This window comes from Oleiphilus sp. HI0067, from assembly GCF_001635735.1.
Map to the genome: position 1 here is coordinate 1 of NZ_LWFI01000844.1, position 19223 is coordinate 19223.

At 44.7% G+C, this 19223-nt stretch carries 18 protein-coding genes and 1 tRNA gene; 8 read left to right on the forward strand and 11 right to left on the reverse strand.

The window, feature by feature from the left end:
• Nucleotides 1-134: 134 nt before the first annotated feature.
• On the reverse strand, nucleotides 135-3839 hold the full coding sequence (gene metH / locus A3739_RS08940) for a methionine synthase (RefSeq protein ID WP_068478734.1): 3705 nt from the start codon (nucleotides 3837-3839) through the stop codon (nucleotides 135-137).
• Nucleotides 3840-4036: 197 nt separating this feature from the next.
• Between metH and nfuA the strand changes: the two genes are divergently transcribed.
• Complete coding sequence (gene nfuA, locus A3739_RS08945) at nucleotides 4037-4618, forward strand: Fe-S biogenesis protein NfuA (RefSeq protein WP_068478830.1); 582 nt, start codon at nucleotides 4037-4039, stop codon at nucleotides 4616-4618.
• A 48-nt stretch (nucleotides 4619-4666) separates the two neighbouring features.
• Here nfuA and A3739_RS08950 read toward each other — a convergent pair whose 3' ends face one another.
• The 6 genes from A3739_RS08950 to A3739_RS08975 form a co-directional block, all read right to left on the reverse strand.
• Nucleotides 4667-5692: a glycosyl transferase family protein gene (locus A3739_RS08950; protein ID WP_068478730.1), complete on the reverse strand. Its 1026-nt coding sequence runs from the start codon at nucleotides 5690-5692 to the stop codon at nucleotides 4667-4669.
• Between the two features lie 27 nt (nucleotides 5693-5719).
• On the reverse strand, nucleotides 5720-6028 hold the full coding sequence (locus A3739_RS08955) for a TusE/DsrC/DsvC family sulfur relay protein (protein WP_068478727.1): 309 nt from the start codon (nucleotides 6026-6028) through the stop codon (nucleotides 5720-5722).
• A gap of 8 nt (nucleotides 6029-6036) precedes the next feature.
• Nucleotides 6037-6336: a sulfurtransferase complex subunit TusB gene (tusB, locus tag A3739_RS31380; protein ID WP_068478724.1), complete on the reverse strand. Its 300-nt coding sequence runs from the start codon at nucleotides 6334-6336 to the stop codon at nucleotides 6037-6039.
• A gap of 13 nt (nucleotides 6337-6349) precedes the next feature.
• Entirely contained in the window at nucleotides 6350-6715 is a 366-nt protein-coding gene (locus tag A3739_RS08965) for a DsrE family protein (RefSeq protein WP_068478721.1), read from the reverse strand.
• A gap of 2 nt (nucleotides 6716-6717) precedes the next feature.
• On the reverse strand, nucleotides 6718-7110 hold the full coding sequence (gene tusD, locus A3739_RS08970; protein WP_068478718.1) for a sulfurtransferase complex subunit TusD: 393 nt from the start codon (nucleotides 7108-7110) through the stop codon (nucleotides 6718-6720).
• A gap of 94 nt (nucleotides 7111-7204) precedes the next feature.
• Nucleotides 7205-7846, reverse strand: a complete 642-nt coding sequence (locus A3739_RS08975; RefSeq protein ID WP_068478826.1) for a Bax inhibitor-1/YccA family protein — start codon at nucleotides 7844-7846, stop codon at nucleotides 7205-7207.
• A gap of 245 nt (nucleotides 7847-8091) precedes the next feature.
• On the opposite strand from A3739_RS08975, the gene A3739_RS08980 reads away from it, so the two are divergent.
• A tRNA-Ser gene (locus A3739_RS08980) sits at nucleotides 8092-8182 on the forward strand.
• Between the two features lie 93 nt (nucleotides 8183-8275).
• Here the strand turns inward: A3739_RS08980 and A3739_RS08985 are convergent.
• From A3739_RS08985 to A3739_RS09000, 4 genes are all read right to left on the reverse strand, one after another.
• Complete coding sequence (locus tag A3739_RS08985; protein WP_068476040.1) at nucleotides 8276-8461, reverse strand: hypothetical protein; 186 nt, start codon at nucleotides 8459-8461, stop codon at nucleotides 8276-8278.
• Between the two features lie 711 nt (nucleotides 8462-9172).
• Nucleotides 9173-9346, reverse strand: coding sequence for a hypothetical protein (locus tag A3739_RS28730; RefSeq protein ID WP_156502502.1), 174 nt, complete (start codon nucleotides 9344-9346; stop codon nucleotides 9173-9175).
• A gap of 134 nt (nucleotides 9347-9480) precedes the next feature.
• Nucleotides 9481-11541: an ATP-binding protein gene (locus A3739_RS08995; protein ID WP_068478715.1), complete on the reverse strand. Its 2061-nt coding sequence runs from the start codon at nucleotides 11539-11541 to the stop codon at nucleotides 9481-9483.
• Entirely contained in the window at nucleotides 11541-12242 is a 702-nt protein-coding gene (locus A3739_RS09000) for a response regulator (RefSeq protein ID WP_068478712.1), read from the reverse strand. The genes A3739_RS08995 and A3739_RS09000 overlap by 1 nt, the downstream gene beginning before the upstream one ends.
• A gap of 316 nt (nucleotides 12243-12558) precedes the next feature.
• Between A3739_RS09000 and A3739_RS09005 the strand changes: the two genes are divergently transcribed.
• The 6 genes from A3739_RS09005 to A3739_RS09030 form a co-directional block, all read left to right on the forward strand.
• Nucleotides 12559-13398 carry an OmpA family protein gene (locus tag A3739_RS09005; protein WP_197472229.1) on the forward strand — a complete coding sequence of 280 codons (840 nt, stop codon included), beginning with the start codon at nucleotides 12559-12561 and terminating at the stop codon, nucleotides 13396-13398.
• Complete coding sequence (locus tag A3739_RS09010) at nucleotides 13398-13613, forward strand: hypothetical protein (RefSeq protein WP_068478705.1); 216 nt, start codon at nucleotides 13398-13400, stop codon at nucleotides 13611-13613. Before A3739_RS09005 ends, A3739_RS09010 begins: the two co-directional genes overlap by 1 nt.
• A 52-nt stretch (nucleotides 13614-13665) precedes the next feature.
• A complete protein-coding gene (locus A3739_RS09015) occupies nucleotides 13666-15783 on the forward strand; it encodes a marine proteobacterial sortase target protein (RefSeq protein WP_068478702.1) in 2118 nt (705 codons plus the stop codon).
• On the forward strand, nucleotides 15770-16324 hold the full coding sequence (locus tag A3739_RS09020; protein ID WP_068478700.1) for a sortase domain-bontaining protein: 555 nt from the start codon (nucleotides 15770-15772) through the stop codon (nucleotides 16322-16324). Before A3739_RS09015 ends, A3739_RS09020 begins: the two co-directional genes overlap by 14 nt.
• A 433-nt stretch (nucleotides 16325-16757) precedes the next feature.
• Nucleotides 16758-17798: a DUF1996 domain-containing protein gene (locus A3739_RS09025; RefSeq protein WP_068478697.1), complete on the forward strand. Its 1041-nt coding sequence runs from the start codon at nucleotides 16758-16760 to the stop codon at nucleotides 17796-17798.
• Nucleotides 17799-18714: 916 nt separating this feature from the next.
• The coding region (locus A3739_RS09030; RefSeq protein WP_156502504.1) for a response regulator at nucleotides 18715-19223 on the forward strand (509 nt) is incomplete at its 3' end.

Consider the following 19223-nt stretch of genomic DNA (forward strand, 5'->3'; position numbering starts at 1 on the left):
TAGTTATAAGTTGTAATGTTGGAGCTAATACTAGGGGCGCGATACTAGCAGTTTTGATAAAGCATCAAAACTGCTAAAAACTAATAATTCTATGCGTTTTAGTAATTAAACTCTTAAAGCCGCCTCATTTTCTCTTAAGCGTCGTAATTGAGCACCGGCGATAGCCACTTTTCGCATACTTCAACGCTCATATTTTTACGTTCGGCATAACGAATGACCTGATCCTTCGTTATTTTTCCAACAGAAAAGTACTTTGACTCAGGATGCGAGTAATAAAAGCCACTGACTGATGCCGCTGGCGTCATCGCGAAGTGTTCGGTGAGCTCCATGCCTACGTCTTGTTGCGCATTCAAAAGAGCAAATAGCCTTTCTTTTTCGGTGTGGTCAGGGCAAGCTGGATAGCCCGGCGCAGGACGAATGCCTTGATATTTTTCTTTGATCAGCGCTACGTTATCAAAGCTTTCTTCAGATGCATAACCCCAATGCTCTTTGCGAACTTTTTCATGCATATACTCGGCGAATGCTTCGGCCAATCGATCAGCTAGCGCCTTGATCATAATCGCGTTGTAGTCATCAGCCGCAGCTTCGAATTCATTTGCAATCTCTTCAACGCCAAGACCCGCGGTAACTGCAAATCCTCCTATATAATCTTCAATGCCTGAATCGCTTGGTGCGATAAAGTCAGCGAGGGACATCGTAGGGCTAAGCTGGCCTTCGACTGTTTTCTCTACCTGCTGGCGAAGGTGATGTAAGCGCGCGAGTTCTTTCGTTCGGCTTTCATCTTTGTAAACCACGACAGTATCATCATCTTCAGTCGCGGCAGGCCAGAAACCAATCACGCCACTTGCTCTGATACGTTCGTCTTCGAGCATTTCAGTTAGCATGGCTTGTGCATCGTTATAAAGACTCGTAGCCGCTTCACCAACAACCTCGTCTTTCAGGATTTTTGGAAACTTGCCTACTAAGTCCCAAGATATGAAAAACGGTGTCCAATCAATGTAATCGACGAGTTCTTTGAGGTCGATGTTTTCAAATACTCTTGTGCCGGTAAATGCAGGCTTCGGTGCTTGATAATTGTCCCAGTTTAAAGAAACTTTGTTGTCGCATGCTTTGTCATAGCTAAGCATTGATTTCTGGCTAACTCGGTTGGCACGGCGGACGCGCACTTTCTCATATTCGTCTCGAATGTTTGCAACAAACTCATCACGTTGGCCTTCGCTAAGTAGTGAAGTCGCAACGCTTACTGAGCGGGAAGCATCCGTTACGTAGATAACGGCATTGTTGTCGTATGCCGGTTCAATTTTAACGGCTGTGTGCGCTTTAGATGTTGTTGCACCGCCAATCATTAATGGTACGTCTAAGCCTTCGCGCTGCATTTCTTTAGCGACGTGAACCATCTCGTCAAGCGATGGAGTGATGAGGCCGGATACACCAATCACATCAACGTTATGTTCTTTCGCTGCTGCGATGATTTTATCGGCAGGAACCATGACACCAAGATCAATGACTTCATAGTTGTTACACTGAAGTACAACACCCACGATATTTTTGCCAATATCGTGTACGTCACCTTTAGCGGTCGCCATCAAAATTTTGCCCTTGCTCTTCTGGCCTTCGCCTTTTTCTTCTTCAATAAAAGGAACAAGGTGTGCAACAGCTTGCTTCATTACGCGTGCGCTCTTTACCACCTGTGGAAGGAACATTTTGCCCGCGCCGAATAAATCACCAACGACATTCATGCCATCCATTAATGGGCCTTCAATGACTTCAATCGGGCGATCCGCTTCTATCCGTGCTTGCTCAGTATCTTCAATGATATAAGTGGTAATACCTTTTACCAAGGCATGCTCGAGTCGTTTATTAACGGGGAGTTCTCGCCATTCGAGGTTCTCGGCTTTTGTTTCGCCGACTGCACCGCGGAACTTATCGGCGATTTCAAGCAAGCGATCCGTTGCGTCGTCACGAGTATTTAGTACGACATCTTCAACGCGTTCTTTTAGTTCAGGGTCGATTTCATCGTAAATCACTAATTGTCCCGGGTTTACGATGCCCATATTCATGCCAGCTTTGATTGCGTGGAATAAGAAAACAGAGTGGATGGCTTCGCGCACTGCATCGTTTCCTCGGAATGAGAACGATACGTTACTCACACCACCAGAAATATTGGCGTGAGGCAGATTTTCTTTGATCCAGCGTGTTGCTTCGATGAAATCAACGGCATAGTTGTTATGCTCTTCGATACCTGTCGCGACGGCAAAGATATTTGGGTCGAAGATGATGTCGGCTGGTGGCATACCTAAGCCAACAAGAATGTCGTAAGAGCGCTTACAAATTTCTATTTTTCGCTCGAATGTGTCAGCTTGCCCAGTTTCGTCGAAAGCCATGACGACCACGGCAGCGCCATAGCGCATACACATTGTGGCGTACTTAATAAAAGACTCTTCGCCTTCTTTTAAGCTGATGGAATTTACGACAGCCTTACCTTGAACGTGACGCAAACCTTCTTCAATCACTTCCCACTTAGAGGAGTCAACCATGATCGGCACGCGTGCGATATCAGGCTCAGAAGCAATTAGGTTCAAGAAAACTTTCATTGCGTCGGCAGACTCAAGCATGCCTTCGTCCATGTTGATGTCGATGATTTGTGCACCATTTTCTACTTGGTCACGCGCGACATCTAAGGCTTCTTCAAATAGCTCTTCTTTAATCAAACGCAAAAAGCGGCGAGAGCCTGTTACGTTGGTGCGTTCTCCTACGTTGATGAACAGTGAGCTTTCATCCGCAACAAAAGCTTCTAAGCCAGACAAGCGTACTTTGGGATCGATAACGGGAATTTTACGAGCAGAGTGCTTACTTACTTTTTCAACGATGGCGGAAATATGCTCGGGAGTTGATCCGCAACAGCCTCCAATAATGTTGATCGAATTACTCTCAGCGAAGGTTACTATGATGTCTGCCATTTCTTCAGGTGTCTGATCGTATTCGCCAAACTCGTTCGGTAAACCTGCATTTGGGTGTGCGCTTACATATGTTTCTGCCTTCGCTGATAGCTCTTCGATATAAGGGCGCAAGGCGTCTGCGCCTAGCGCACAGTTAAAACCAACACTTAATGGATTACAGTGATCAACAGAATATAAGAATGCTTCTGCGGTTTGACCTGACAAGGTACGGCCCGAGGCATCTGTGATAGTGCCGGAAATCATGATTGGCAGTTTAAAACCAGCATCAATAAAGTATTGTTCGGTGGCGTAAATCGCAGCTTTTGCATTCAAAGTGTCGAAAATAGTTTCGATTAAGATGATGTCTGAACCGCCTTCAGATAAGGCTTTTACTGCTTCGTAGTAATTGTCGTAAAGTTCTTCGAATGTGACATTACGGTAGCCCGGATTGTTCACGTCTGGGCTTATTGATGCAGTTCGAGATGTTGGGCCTACCGCGCCGGCAACAAAGCGCGGGCGAGATGGATCTTCAGAGGTTTTCTTATCAGCTTCTTCACGAGCGATGCGAGCGGCTTCAAAATTTAGCTCATACACTAACTCTTCCATGCTGTAGTCCGCTTGAGACACTTTGGTGGAGTTGAAGGTGTTGGTTTCGATAATATCGGCGCCGGCGTCCAAGTACTGTCGATGAATCTTCGCAATGGCATCGGCTTGAGTAAGGCATAAGAGGTCGTTATTGCCCTTTACGTCTTGATCAAAGTTTTTGAAACGCTCACCACGATAATCTTCTTCGGTGAATCCGAGGCGTTGAATCATGGTTCCCATCGCACCATCGAGAATCAAAATGCGTTCATCGATTGCCTTTAATAGGGCGTCAGTGCGTAAAGCTTTGTTCGTCATGCGTATACCTGTGTGCCTAGAATCGTCGGCCTAAGAGCTCTGTATAAAGGGCGTCTGGCTATAAATTGCGCGCAATATTACCTGATTCAAAACTATATTGAAATATTTTGATATAGTTTATACCTGACTAAATTACTAAGGCTTTTATCTTGGGTCCAAAAAGCATAGAATTACGCCAAATTTTCGAGGGTATTTATATGGTTACAGTTTCCGAATCGGCACAAACCTACTTAGGGCAATTAATAGGGCGTCAAGACGAACCTGATATGGGCGTTCGTATGTTTGTGACGCAGCCTGGTACTAAGGGTGCTGAAACTTGCTTGGCGTACTGTAAGAAGGAAGATATCGTTCCTGATGATACGGTAGTTGAGCTTGAAGGTTTTAAATTGTACGTCGAAACTAAAAGTATTCCTTACTTGGAAGAAGCGTTTGTTGATTACGCCGAAGAGAAAATGGGCGGGCAGTTAACGATCAAGGCTCCAAACGCAAAAATGCCACGAGTTGATGAAAACTCAAGTGTTGAAGAGCGTATTCGCTATCTGTTAGTCACTGATATTAATCCTGGCTTGGCATCGCATGGCGGTGAGGTAAGTTTGGTTGAGCTGACTGAAGATAATGTCGCTGTACTGAAGTTTGGTGGTGGTTGTCAGGGGTGTAGTGCTGTATCAATTACACTTAAAGATGGCGTTGAGAAGCGTTTACTTGAGGTGATTCCTGAGCTCTCTGGCGTTAAAGACTCTACTGACCATACTGTTACAGATAACGCGTATTATAAATAGTCAGAGCGCTTGAAAAGACGTTGGCAGCCCGACGTCTTGCGCGTTAAATTAAAACCTATCTTTTTCTCGGTCGTCCCAAGCTTTTTGCGCTTTCTCAAGCGCTTTTTCTTGGCTTATATCTTTCTCAATTTGTTTCAGTGCGATCGCCGCTGTAGATACGACAGCAGCAATGCCATATTCGTCGTCTGTTTTCCCTCGCCAGAGCGATACCATATCTTCAAACGAAAGTTCGCTCGGCTTGACGTGACGTTTTCCAAATAGTTTTGGCCAGGTCTCTTGGTTCAACTCTCCATTCAATAAGTTAAATGTTGTGCAGTCGTTATCTGGATTGCGCTCAATTTCGCCACCCTCTCCTTTAAGGGTGATGCAGCTTGAATAATCTAACAGTTGCGCAGCTTCTTGATGTAAAGGTAAGTAAGGAGGGTGGAAAACACCTTGAATTACATGTTCGCTATCAAGAGGGTTGATCAGTCGTGATAGTGAGTGAACAGGGGAGCGCAGCCCGAGTGTATTTCTTAAGTCAATAAGGTCGGCGAGTCTTGGGCTGATAGCTTGCAGAGGCATATAGCAGAAGTTGCCCTCATTAAGCGCACTTTCGCACTTGCTCCAGTTTTCAGCTTTTGCTAAGCCAAGTTTGTCGATGATGGTTTCGGTATAAATGCGATTGTTTGTATGCCCGCTGACGCCGTGCATGAAAACTCTATATCCCATGCTTGCGACTAAGTATGCGGAGTAGACAAACCAAGGGAGATGTCTGCGTTTCCCAGCATACGAAGACCAGTCTATATCAGCATTAATATGTGCAGGTGCAGCAAGAGCGTTTTTAACGGCACGAACGAAACCAGCAAGTTCTTCTGGTGTTTCTTCTTTGACGCGAATAAGCATTAAAAAAGCGCCGAGCTGAATGTCTTCTACTTCGCCGTTTAGCGCCATTGTCATTGCATCTAATGCTTCTTCATACGTGAAAGAGCGGCTGCCTTTTTTGCCTTTGCCTAGTATGCGCACGTATTGCGCAAAGGGATGCTCTTCTGCGCTTTGTCTAATATTGTCATGGATACGGACATCGTTACTCATATAAGCTACTTCCTTATTTGTATGAGGTTAGAGGCAGTTGGTAGGCTTTGGTAGGCCTGCTATTTTACTTGCATATTTCGCGGGACTTCCTGGGAAAAGTTGCATCAGGTAAATACTATTGCCTTTCTTTTCGCCAAGCTGTTGCTTCACGGTCTTAACTAAAATGCGCATGGCTGGGGAGAGCTCAAAATCTTCATAGAATTTGCGCAATAAAAAGATGATTTCCCAATGCTCAGGGCTTAGCGTGATGCCTTCTTCTTCAGCGATTTGTAAAGCAACATCTTCATTCCAATCGTGAAGGTTGACTAGAAATCCTTGAGGGTCTCGTTCAATCATGTTTCGTCTTATCGGGTCCAGGAAATAACTTTAGTGTGCTCACAGCTTAATTGGACAAACATTTCGTAGTTACAAAGTATGACTTGCTTGTTCAGCGGCGGCTCTAATCCTCTCGACAAGGTGTCGATCTCAAGAGTGTATATCTGCGGTATGAGCTCAAGTATGCGATTAACTAAGGACAAGTCTGTCGTTGCATAGCAAGCGTCCTCGATTAGTATTACGTCGTCAGTGTCATTGAGGCCGTTGATGAGAGTTTCCCAATCGCTTTTTGAGGATGGTGGCAGATTGATTGAATGTAAAGTGCTCATATAGCTGGCTCTGCTAGAAACGAATAACGGTGTCAAATTTTTCGAAAAGGCTGTTTAACTCGTTGTTCGCTACTTCAATAATGTTCTTATGTTCGGCATGGATCTTTGCTTTCAATGATTCTTCAGTGTTTCCCAACAGGTAGAGATCTTGAATTCCATAGATGGGAAATGCTTTAAAAACTTTAGGTAAGTTCTTGCGTCCAACCGAATCAGGCGTTTGATTTGGAATGAGTTGAAAGGACGCGTCACCCTCAAATAATAAACTTACTTCTTGCTCAAAGCTGGCCGCTGCTAGAGCTAGGTCGACAGCCTCCTGATTAGCCGAATTAGCCATCGGGGCCTTGGTGAGATAGATCAAAATAGATTTTGTATTTGTCATGCTTAAGCTCCAAAGGTGATCAATCGATCAGCTTGGATATTGGCCTCTACAAGTTGTCCGAGGCCAGATAGCTCGAATGCAGAATGTATATTGTATGAGTCTTTGTTGTGACGCTCTGCTTCATTTTGATCAATGACGCCTCTGCGTGCAGCTGCTGCAATGCAGGTCACGGCATCAATGCTATTTGCTTCAATAAAGTCAGTCCACTCATTGAAAATGTTGATTTCATCTTGAGGTGGTGTAGCTAATCGATTCGATAGTTGTATGCCGTCTTGATATAGAAAAACGCGATAGATTTCATGGCCTGCAGCTATTGCTGCCTTGCAATACTGAAGAGCGGAATAAGGTGCTTGGCTGCTATAGGGTGAGCCTGTAATAAGTATGGCTAGTTTCATAGAAGCTATTGTAGCGATGTGGTCGTAGTTTGTTGAGGATAAAAATGAAAAAGCCCCGCGAAAGCGAGGCTTTTTGCTGATGATCTATTCGAACCTATTCATCGCCAGCAAAAGCTGTCAGCAATTGAAGCAAGCTCAGGAACAAGTTGTAGATTGAAACGTACAAGCTGATTGTCGCCAATATGTAGTTTCTTTCACCGCCGTGGATAATCGCACTTGTCTGGAAGAGGATCGCAGCAGAAGAGAAAATAACAAAGCCAGCTGAGATCATAAGCTGCAAGCCCGGCATACTCGTAAAAAAGCCAATTAGCATTGCGCCTAACAATACAAAGAAGCCGATTGTTAAAAAGCCAGCTAAGAAGCTGAAATCTTTACGCGTAATCAGTGCATACGCAGAAAGGCCAAAGAATGTGAAGGCTGTTAAGCCAAGTGCGTTAGCAACAATTGGCATTGCGCCGGCACCAGCGAACATTCCAATGATCGGGCCAAGCGTGTAACCCATGAAACCTGTTAATGCAAAGGTGCTTACCAAGCCCCAAGCGCTGTTGCTTAGCTTTGCAGTTAAAAAGAATAGGCCGTAGAAGCCAACAAGAGTAACGATAATGCCAGGGCGTGGTGCGTCCATTGATAGGTATGCAACTAATGCTGAGAACGCAATAGTTAAACCCAAAAGCATGTAAGTATTCTTCAATACAGAAGACACGTCTGCGCCAAGAGCCGCTTGGCTGTTACCCATAACTTGCGCTAACTTATCTTGCTCAGCGGTCGCTACTTTTGACTGAGGAAACTGTTTATCCTGCATGAAATAACTCCAGTTTTATGGCAGAAAATGATTCATAAATCCTACGTCATATAATAGGGCTATAGATCAAAAAAACAACTCACAAAACTTTCAGAAAAATCGAAAATAAAGCGTTGACACCCCCAAATAAATCATTAATATACGCCTCCGTTGTCGCAAGTCGGGCAACGTCGAAATGCGGTGAGCTGCCAGAGTGGTTGAATGGACTGGTCTTGAAAACCAGCGAGGGTTAATAGCCCTCCCGGGGTTCGAATCCCTGGCTCACCGCCATTTTAAGCATATGATTTATGTACATTTTTTCCTTTTTCAATACTGCTTTGGGGCAAAAATGGGGCAAAATCAGCCTTTTTTATGCACTTCTGCTCACTCTTGTTTATATTCAAATCCTGCAATGCCTGAAATTATTATCGCTACGTTCGGGCGATCTTCGGGAACAATCTTTGCGTAATGCTTTTTCGTCGTTTCACTATTAGTGTGGCCCATGATGACCGCCACTAAATCAATTGGAACTATTTCGTGAGCAACATAGATGAGAATGCATGCCGACACTGGTTTGCACCTCGATGTCCAACGCCAGCTTTTTTTAAGATCGTCGTATAGTCATTTTTTACAGCGCGTTTTTACCAGATATCATCAGGATACTCACAGGCGTCGTACCGAAATATAGATCGCAGGTTCTCGGTCCGGATAGTAACATTATTTCCTCGTCGCATATGAAATTTTTCAGCAGGCAGGTCGTGTGTAAGTGTGAACTGCTCTTTTAGAATGTTTATTGCTGGCTGCAGAAGATGTATGGTTTGACTTCGCAAAGGCTCTTTTGGAACCTATACTCCTCTGTAGTACGCGCTCTGCGGACCGTCAGAGTCCAGTTAACCTGGTCTAGGCCTTCCCAGGCTACAGTCGTCTGTTCTAAAAACAATAAACCCATTCAGTATTTGAACAGGAACATATTGATGGCCTAAGGGCGGTAATAAGCCCCACTTTTTTAGAAATTCGATTTTATCCAGTTCAGCGGATGTAAACGGATCAGCTTCGCTTTCTTTATCCTCATCTTCTTTTAGATTTTTATTCAAGTTGGAAGATTATTTTGATAATGCTCGGGTCTGTGGTTAGATTCCGCTATCGGCACCACTGTTTAAAGCCAGAACCCGCTTTTATAGCGGGTTTTGTCGTTGTAGGGCTTTTTCCCATTCAACACCTTATATCTCACTGTGTCGAAATTGTCACGTGAAAGGGAAGTTTGATTTATTTAGTGCTTCTTTATTGCCCAATGAAATCTCTAACTTCATCTTCAGTTAGTACCTCATATGGCCAGCGAGGGTATGTGTATAGGAAGTCGTTGCCACCCTCTTTAATTTTAATCGCTGCTTGTATCTTAAAGTATGTGCCTACCGCATGCTTTTTTCGAATCGCTGACGAACATTCGACAAACATGTTCTCATCAAAGCCTTGTCCCTTAAAGGGGCTAGCTCAAATCGCGTGTTTTGAGCCACCAGTTGTGTGATTGTAAGTTTTTACAATTACTTCTCTACATGTGGGCATATCCCTTGTCCTTTGTTTTGTTAATTTTATATCTTTGCTTTGAATCCCAAACTAAACACAACGCCCCTGCCATCTTCTCGGTTATTGGCAGTTAGCTCTGCTTGGTGTTTGTCTGCTATGAGTTTCACCACATGAAGTCCAAGGCCGAGATGAATGTCTTTGCCCGTTGAGCGTGTTGAAACCATGGGGCTGAATAGCTCCATGGATTTCTCCGTCGGGAGTAGGGGGCCATCGTTGTCTATCTCAACTACCAGTTGCTCATTTTGGTTTTTGATTCGCACAGTAATGTGGCCACCTTCGGCGCAAAAACTCTGTGCGTTATCCATAATCTTGTCGAACATTTGTTCTAAGCGCGATGTATCACCGAGAGTCTGAAATTCCTCGTCTACTTCAAACTCGACGTGCACCGGTTCTTCCCAATGATCAAAGTAACGATGCAGGAACTTAGTTAGATCTAAGCTGGAGAGCTGTTCTGATTGCATTGCGCTCTCTAAGCTCGCGGCCTCAGTAAGGTGCGCAGTGATTTGATGAAGTTGGTCCGCGCCTGCATCGATCCGTTCCAAGTAACGATTACCTTTGAGTTCTGGTTGCGTTTCAGTCAGTAATTCAATCGAGGTTTTGAGTTTATTTAGCGGGTTTGAAATCTCGTGACGCAAGGTCTGCGGTATACGTTCTAAGAACGAAGTATATGCACGTTGTTTTTGAAGCAGTTGCGTAATCGCGCGCGATAGATCGCCGATCTCGTCGGGGAAGTTTTTACTCGCCTGAATCTCTGTTTTTTCGATACGCCCATGTTCGTCAATCGAGCGCTGTGATTCTGCGTTTAACTGAGTAACACGGCGTACCAAAAAGAATGCGTATCCCACGAAAATGAGTATCACAATGCAAATAGCAAATGCCAAACGAAAAGCGATGGATCGTACTTTATCTTCTTCTTGAGCGAGCACATGACTTGCTGACTCATCAATCACTACAACACCTAGCACCTCGCCGCTTTCGGTAATCGGGAAGCACGAGACAATCTGCCTTAGCTCACCGTTATGATCACGCTTAAATTCAACAAGATCGTCACTTTGCTGCAGGGCGTTTTGCACGCACTGGGAGTCGAAAGGTTTTGGTTTATCACCCTTGTATGCATCGCGGCCTCCATAGGCCCATTCGCGCCCTTGCTTGTCGTAAATCCATAGTCGCGAATAAGTGGTCTGCAGCTGGTCGATTACACGTTGTAATTCTCTTGCATGAAGGCCTAAAGGATTGAGTTTGTCCTCCATCTGTTTGGGTAAACTCGCGACAATGGCGCTAGGTCCAAAAGCAGGATTGTCGTCAATGTCTACGACGGCTAAATGTAATCGTGCATCTTGGCCATCTAAGTCATTTTTGTTGATGCGCAATTCAAGGTTATAGCCCCAATAGGTCTCGCGCCAATAGCCTTGAATACCGGTTTTGTGGCTTGGAATGTATTCACCTGAAACAGGGTGTTTGGCATCAATACCGTACTTCCATTCGAGGTTGGTAAAATAACTTGCAAGGTCACCTTCACCTTGCGCTGGAATAATCACGCGGCGTAGCGCACCGAGTTGGTCTCGGAAGGTCAGTTGAATGTGATCGTTATAATCTAAACGTAAGTGATTGGGCTGGCGTGTTTGTACGTTACGATCCAGCACTGATAGCGCAATATACAAGTATTGTTCGTTTTGGGTGAGCGCCAAACCAAATTTGGTTTCTGTTGCCATGTTGGTGCTAGCGCTCCAGAGAGGAAAGCTGGAATTATGCGCCTCGATGATGGAGGTCTGATCACCCCAATCATCAAACTGTCCATCTAAGCGAATAGGGCTAGAGGTAGTAGGAGCGCTAAGAGCGTACTTTTCTAGTTCGCTGTCTTCATTTCCGGCCAGCAGTTTTGAGATATTGACCTGAGTGGCCACCAAGCTTGTCGCGATGGCTTTAGTCTCAATCAACTGAACACGGCCCTGTGCAGAAATAGCGGTTTGCTGAATCTCCTTCCAGTACGACCACGTCAGTACAGGAATGACCAGTAACAGAAGGCTAAGAAAACTGATCTGCGCTTTAATGCCGAATCGTTGCATTAAGCAAGTTCCCAACGATAGCCGAAGCCGGGCTTGTTGCGAATCGCATTAAAGGCTTCGTCAATTTCATTGAACTTTTTCCGAACGTTCTTCACGTGAGAGTTGATCGTACCGGTCGTTACAACGCCTTGTCTGGTGCATGCGCAAAGATCATCATAAGAGCAGCCGGCGGCTCCCGAATCGACAATGGTGACGAATACTTGAAATTGTACTGCAGTGAGTGCAATGCTCTTGCCTTTCCATGTCACATATTGACGGTCGTGGTCTATGACAAGATCAGCCTCTGGCTGCAGAGCTTTTGTCTCGTTATTGATCGGAACACGACGCATATTGAAAATACGCATCGTGTTCTTCAGTCGCTCCGCTAAGAGGGATAAAGAGATGGGCTTAGTTTGGTAGTCCCACGCGCCTATACGAAAACCAAAGCCTTGATCGATTTCTTCACTTCTATCAGTTAAAAATACAATCGGTATATCCATACCTTGGTCTAATAAGGTGGTGCAAACAGTAAAGCCACCGTCATGATCGTCCTCTAATACAACATCTAAAAGTGCGATATCTGGATTAAGCGCAGGAATGCCTTCTAAAGCCGAACTGACATTCGAGAAACAATGGGTTTCAAAGCCTTTTGATTGTAAGTATTCCGCATAGTTTTGTTGTTGATCGAGATCGTCTTCGACAATGGCAATAACGGTGGACATAGGTGTGTTCGTCTTCTGTTTTTGTTGGCCTTACTGTAACGCAAAACCAATGGCCTATGGAGCCAAAATCCATAAATCCATAACTTCTCCATAATGCATCCATAGTATTGCTAGAAATGGGCGTTTTTGTCTTAAAGCTCCCAACCTTCCATAACTCCTCCATTGTGCTCCAGTGCCTCTCCATTACTTAGTTTTATCAAAACCGTTCAATAGCACTACGCCCAACGAAGCAAGGAACGAGCACTCAGAGCTACGTCATCTGCAAGGGATGCAAGTTGGGCGACCAAGCAAATACTTAAAAATAATGGAGAACGAAATGAACACACATTCAATAAAAAAAACCGCATTCGCCGCTGTACTTGCAACTGCTATGAGCCAGGCCGCTTTCGCACAATCATCAGCTTCAAGTGATGCACCACTTAATGAGGATTCAAATTCAGGAACCTACTGGGGTGTCGGTATTGGTACAGCACTAGGCGCGATTATTGGCGGCCCTGTTGGCGCGGCAGCCGGTGCAGCATTAGGCGGTAGCTTTGGTTATGGCCATGACCAAGGTGAGGCTTTAGAGGTGAGTGAGAATCAGCTCGATGCGCAGACCATGACACTCGCTAAGCTTGAATCTAAGTATGTGCAATCACAGCGCACCATCAGTAAGTTAAAAGTAAAGAACGCCAACATCACACGTGAAAACGCACTGCAGGCATCAGAGCTTGCCGACCTTCGCGCCCAAGAGATCACGGAGCGAGAGCAAGCGGAGATTCTATCGAATATCGCGAAGCATTATTCGCAAGAGATCTACTATCGCCACAACGAATCCTCGATTCCAGATTACGCGAAGGCGCGCATTGATGAACTCTCGGGCTTCATGCAAGTCCACCCAAGTATTGCCATCAACTTGCATGGGCATACCGATTTACTCGGGCCAGAACAAACGAACAAGGCTTTGTCGCAAGCTCGTGTCGATGCACTGAAAGACTACTTAGTTGAGAGTGGCATTGCAGCGTCCCGTATTCAGACCAACGCGCATGGTGAAGCGTTTGCCACGGTAACGAGTGGCGATGCAGGCAACTATGTCTTGGATCGTCGTGTTGCGATTGAGTTATCGATGCCAAGTGCTGAGCCCCAGCCGGTTGTGATGCACGCAGGCGACCGTTAATGAAATGCTTTATTGCAGTAGATGAAGCAACTTTGCTTCGTCTATGGCTGAAAGATCCTGCATTGATTCAGCCATTCACGCGTCCTTTCTATCCTATTCGTCGTCATCACGAAGCGGCAAATGAAGTAGTAAGCCGTTTAGAGAATGTAACCCTGAGTGCGACGCACGATACGCAAACAGAGAGTCTTGAAAGCACGCCGTCTTCCCAAGCGTAGCTCGCACCTTTAGGCCACTCCATGTGGCCTCTTTTTTACAAGGGAATAAGCCATGACAAACATAACAAAAACATCAATTCAACGCCTTGAAGAGCGCATCTCACTCATCGGCGTAGTGCTCTGTATTGTCGTATTTTGGTCGATGAGTGAAGCGGTATTAGCCGAGAGCAACGAGCCAAAAGGTCAGCTTCAATTTTATTCAGAAGACATGCGTACCGCTTTGGTTGCGCCTCTGGCTTTAGAAACCAATATCACAGGCAACATAAGTGGTCCTATCTTTCGCGCTAATGTTGCGCAGCGTTTTAAAAACCCTTCAGACCAATGGTTGGAGGGGGTGTATACCTTCCCGTTACCGACTAACGCGGCGGTCGATCAGCTGAAAATGTATATCGGCGAACGCGTGATTGAGGGGCAAATCAAAGAAAAACAACAAGCCAAAAAGACCTACGACAAAGCTAAAAAAGCGGGTAAGCGCACAGCATTGCTGGAAGCGCCCAAGGGGAACTTGTTTACAACACGCGTGGCGAATATCGCACCACAATCAGAGATCGTTATTGAGTTTAGTTTCCAGCAAACCTTGGATTTCAAAGATCATGGCTATGCGCTCCGTTTGCCGATTGTGGCGACACCCCAATTTGAAAAACAAAAAAGCCTAGTGGTTAAAAAGGAGCGGGTGAAAGGTGAGCGGGTGACCGTTGATCGAAAAGCATCGGATGGCGTTGAGCGTATTGGCTATCGAGAAACTGAAGAGCCCAATGCCAACCCAGTGAACATTCGTATTGATGTGAATGCGGGTCTGCCATTTGATCGTGCTTGGAGTGATAGCCACGCAGTGCATATCGAGCCCTCTACAGACAGTGCGTTTAGAGTAACTATGGATGGCGGGCCAGACGAGGCAAGTCGTGATTTTGTTCTGAACTGGTCGTATCAAGAACAGACGCATACTCAGCTCAATGTGTTTACCGAACAGAAGGACGGAGAGTATTACAACATGCTGATGTTGTTGCCGCCGGCATCATCTGATGATGTTGAGCAAACACAGCGCGCCGCGCGCGAGCTTATCTTTGTGTTGGACGTATCAGGAAGTATGTCCGGCCAGTCGATTCGTCAAGCAAAGGCTGCACTTAAACAGGCGATGCAGCAGCTTAACGATCATGATCGTTTTAATATTATCTTCTTCAATGATTCTGCTTGGCCTGTATTTGATAGGAGTAAAAAAGCCTCTACAACGAACTTACTTAAAGCACGCTGGGCGCTTGAAATACAGGATGCTAAGAACGGCACGCATATTCAAAAGGCCCTAGCCTTAGCGCTTAAACCTTCCAAACAAGATGCGTTGCGTCAAGTTGTTTTTATCACCGATGGCGCAGTGCACGATGAGGAAAGCTTGCTTGATTATGTACGTCGCAATCTTGGTGATACACGCTTGTTTACGGTAGGAATAGGTTCTGCACCTAACGGTTACTTCATGCGTCGGGCAGCGGAAGTCGGACGTGGCACGTTCACCTTGATCGGTAGCACGAATCAGGTGCAAGAAAAGGTAAGTCGGCTTCTTAAAACCTTGAATCATCCAGCGCTGACAGATTTGGATTTAGCGGTTGATACCGAGTATCGCGATCTCTTACCAAACCCGATTCCAGACTTATATGTCGATGAGGCTTCTTATCTACTGTTTAAGACCCGCGAAGCGCCTAACTCTCTCATCATCAATGCCAAGAGTGGCAATGAAGCGGTGTTCTTACAACACAATATAGAACCCGGAGCGATTAAAAGAGGCATTGCAGTTGAATGGGCGCGACGCAAAATCCAATACTTCACCGACAAAGCAAATCGCACAAGCGAAGGCGTCAAAGCACGTTATCAACAAAGTGCAACAGACTTAGCGCTGCAACATCATCAGCTCAGTCGTTATACCAGTTTAGTCGCGGTAGATGTTACTCCCGAGCGCACGCAAGAAGCACTGTTGCGACAGAAACTGAAGTCAAATCTTCCTAAAGGCTGGCAAAGTAAAAATCCCGATGGCGCGAAGTTGTATCTTGCTCAGACGGGCAACGGAACAACTTGGTTACTTACCATCGGTTTTCTGATCGTAGGGCTTACCGTTTTGCCTTTGCTAGCTTTTAACTTACTTGGTTTAAGTAAGAAGGGAGTACGCTATGAAACAGCCTAATAAACTAGCGCCATGGGTCTTAACAATTGGTTTGGCGTTAGGTTCGCTATTCGTTATGCAAGGCGCATGGATTCATGTAAAAGCGCTAACAGGGCAGTGGTTGATCGAAAACGCTTGGCTTAAAACAGAGCGTGACGGACGCAATTATAAACCGTGGCCGTGGGCAGATTTTTACCCCGTCGCACAGCTCAAAATACCATCCATCGGCGAGTCTTTGTTTGTACTGAATACACCCAGTGGGCAAGCACTCGCCTTTAGCCCTGCGATGACTGTGCATGTGGATGAAGAAACAGGCAAACAAATATTTCTCATCCAAGCGCATAACGATACGCACTTTAAAAATTTGCCATTGCTGGAGAAGGGGGCGTCGCTTCATCTCCAATCGCTAGAGTATGAGCAAGATTTTTCTGTGCAACATACCAAGCACGTAGATTCGCCAGTCCTGCAATTAAATCATGCGTTGGAGAGAGATCGTTTGATCCTCTCTACGTGTGATGAAGATGATTCTGAGAGCCGCAGATACTTGGTTTTGGGGGGGTGATCGCGATTTTCAATTTAATCGATATTAATGCTTTAGATATCGTTTAAACAGGCGAAATAGCACAAAAAGAACGTGCGTATAAGTTGTTGAAATAATCCAGAAGAATTCAAGAATATGCGAGGCACTCTTTTTAGAGGCTGTTCGTTAGTCAGCTTCCCTTTGAGCAGTCTGATTTAGCTGCTATTATCTTTTGATTAGTGAAGCGTATTATTGTTGGGCTGCATGGTTCTCTGCCACGACCTCAGTCAAACATGCATGGTCAAAGAGGGATTATATTAGCTTGTGATTCTCGGTATTTTAGCGAAAAGTATGGTGAAAACGCGCAACCCATACCTACATATTGTTTGATTAAACTACCAAATTTCTCGCTACTTGGAATTGCAAAACGTTCAGTCGATCAAGTAATTTTAGTGGTATTAAGGATTTTCTGAGTATGGCTCTAATTAGGTTATTACGAATTTGCTCTTGGTTCTTGTTTCCATTATTGCTGATAGCGTGCGACTCGAGCTCTATTCCAACTACTTATTCAAGTGAAAGTAATGACCCAATAAGTTTGAGATCGGGGCTTGTTTTTTCTGATGAAGCGTTTAGCGAGCGAGACGATCAAACGGGAGCATTCAGAACTCACTGTTTGGAATCACATGAAAGCAAGGATGATCCCTTGCTTTATCCTAATATACCTCGGGCTACTCATTCCCATGTTTTTTTTGGTAATCCCGATGTAGATGCGTTTACAACTTCAGATAGCCTGAGAACATCGATAAGTACAACATGCGACGGTCTTATATTGAACCGCTCAGCTTATTGGGTGCCGGCACTTTATGATGCGTTTGGTGAGCGCATAACTTATGTTGAACCTCTTTTTTACTACAAAACCGGTTATCATGTTCCAGCTCGATCTATTCAAGTTCCACCACCAAATTTAAAAATGATTGCTGGACAAGCCATGACAGATGCTTTGCAAAGCACTCAAGTAGTGAAATTTCGCTGTGCTAGCTGGGTTTCAAATCAGATATGGTTTGATCCAGGGGATCCTCTAGATCATATCGCTTATATTCCTGATTGCCCGGTCGATGATTTACTTGAAATACGCATTGTCTTTCCGCAATGCTGGGATGGTGAAAACCTTGAATCATCTGGTTTTCAGAGTCATATGGCTTATCCTATTGAGGCGACGCCACCGCAGGCTGGCACAGGTAGTTGCCCTGCAAGCCACCCAGTTGCAATTCCAGAGATATCATATAACTTCAATATTTACGTTACCGAAGATACTGGTCCGTCCTCCTCTTGGTCATTGTCCTCCGATATGAACGACGCATTGCCGGGTGGGTATAGCGCGCATGCGGATTGGATGAACGGCTGGGATGAAGAAGTAATGCGGGCAGTTGTCGAAAACTGCTTGAATCCAGCGTTTGAATGCAGCGTAGGGCTATTGGCCGACGGCACACGCTTAGTTTCGGTAATTGACGAATAGAAGCCACAACAAAAGCATGTGATTTAGGTGTCTCCTCAATTAGCGCTCTACTCATAAGAATTAAAGCGAACCCTAAGTTGATTCAATTTATGCATTCATCGAGAAAGTTAAATTGATTTCTCCGTTAACTTGGCTTTTATTGCTCTGTTTTTTTATTATCACGCTGTACATATCTTGCACAGCTTTTGTTCGCCAGATGCTATTTTTGCTTCTGGGGCGCCGTCCATAAATTCAAAACTTAGTTGCTCTTCGCGCATTGTTTTCTTGTTGCGCCTTTAAAATTCATAAATATCTGTTTGCTATAGACAAGCTCGCGATTTGATTTACCTAATCAACTTTTAACGTTAATTGATGAGAAATACCCGTTTTGGAATTAAGTTATTAAACCCTATACCCGCATGGTCTATGAGGGCGTTATTAGTCAGATCTCGGAATCAATCTACCAATAGGTAGACTTGTTAGTAGGTCGAGAAAATAGATTTAGTGATGATGAATATGATTTCAAATGCCTGATGGCTTATTTTAAAGATGCCTGTCGCAAGAGACATAAAGTACGCGTCGCAGCATCTAAGAGAACCTCACGAATAAAAACTCAGAATTCCGCATTTTCATTTAATGGCTATAATTAATAAGGGCTTTCCTCTTCAGTAATAGTCGTGTTTTTCGATTATGGAGTATGAAGTAAAGTAATATTTTGATGGAGAGTGGTATCTACGGCGGTTGGGGTGGCTATTCGGTGATAGTCATTTGGTACTGCGCATGTGCTGCAGTTGTTCAAGCAGCAAAACATACTACAGTTTAGCACTAGCAAGTAGATTTAATTTTAATTGTTCTACTGTTGCAGAAAAAATGTGCGACGAGCATAGGTTTTCTACGTTGTCTATTTATAAAGTTGGATAAACGGAAGTTGAATGACGTGAGTAATGTAAATGATGTTAGTAATGTGAATAAAAGGCCGTATCTAGTTGTAGATGACGATGAGACCTGTCTAGAGCTACTCAAGTACATACTTTTGGATTACGGTGATCATATTCGCTTTGAGTCCTCATCAACCGCTGCCCTGAGTTACGTGGAAAATAATGAAATCAAGGTCTTGCTCACTGATCATCGAATGCCGACGTTGAGCGGGTTAGAGTTGATTCGTCGAGTGAAGCAACTGTATCCCGAATGTTATGTGGTACTGATGAGTTCCTTTGATGATTACACAGAAGTGATCACTGAGTTCAACAACAAGCTACTTGATCAATACCTGTCCAAACCAGTTTCAAAGCCTGACCTGTACAACGTCATGGATAGAGTGAGACGAAATCTGCGCGGGCAAAAAGAGGTTTATAACTACGGTTTTGTCAGTCAGAACAAGAATGTTTTAAAACTGTTAGAAATGGTCCCGCGAGCGGCAAAATCTGGTTTGCCCGTAATGATTGT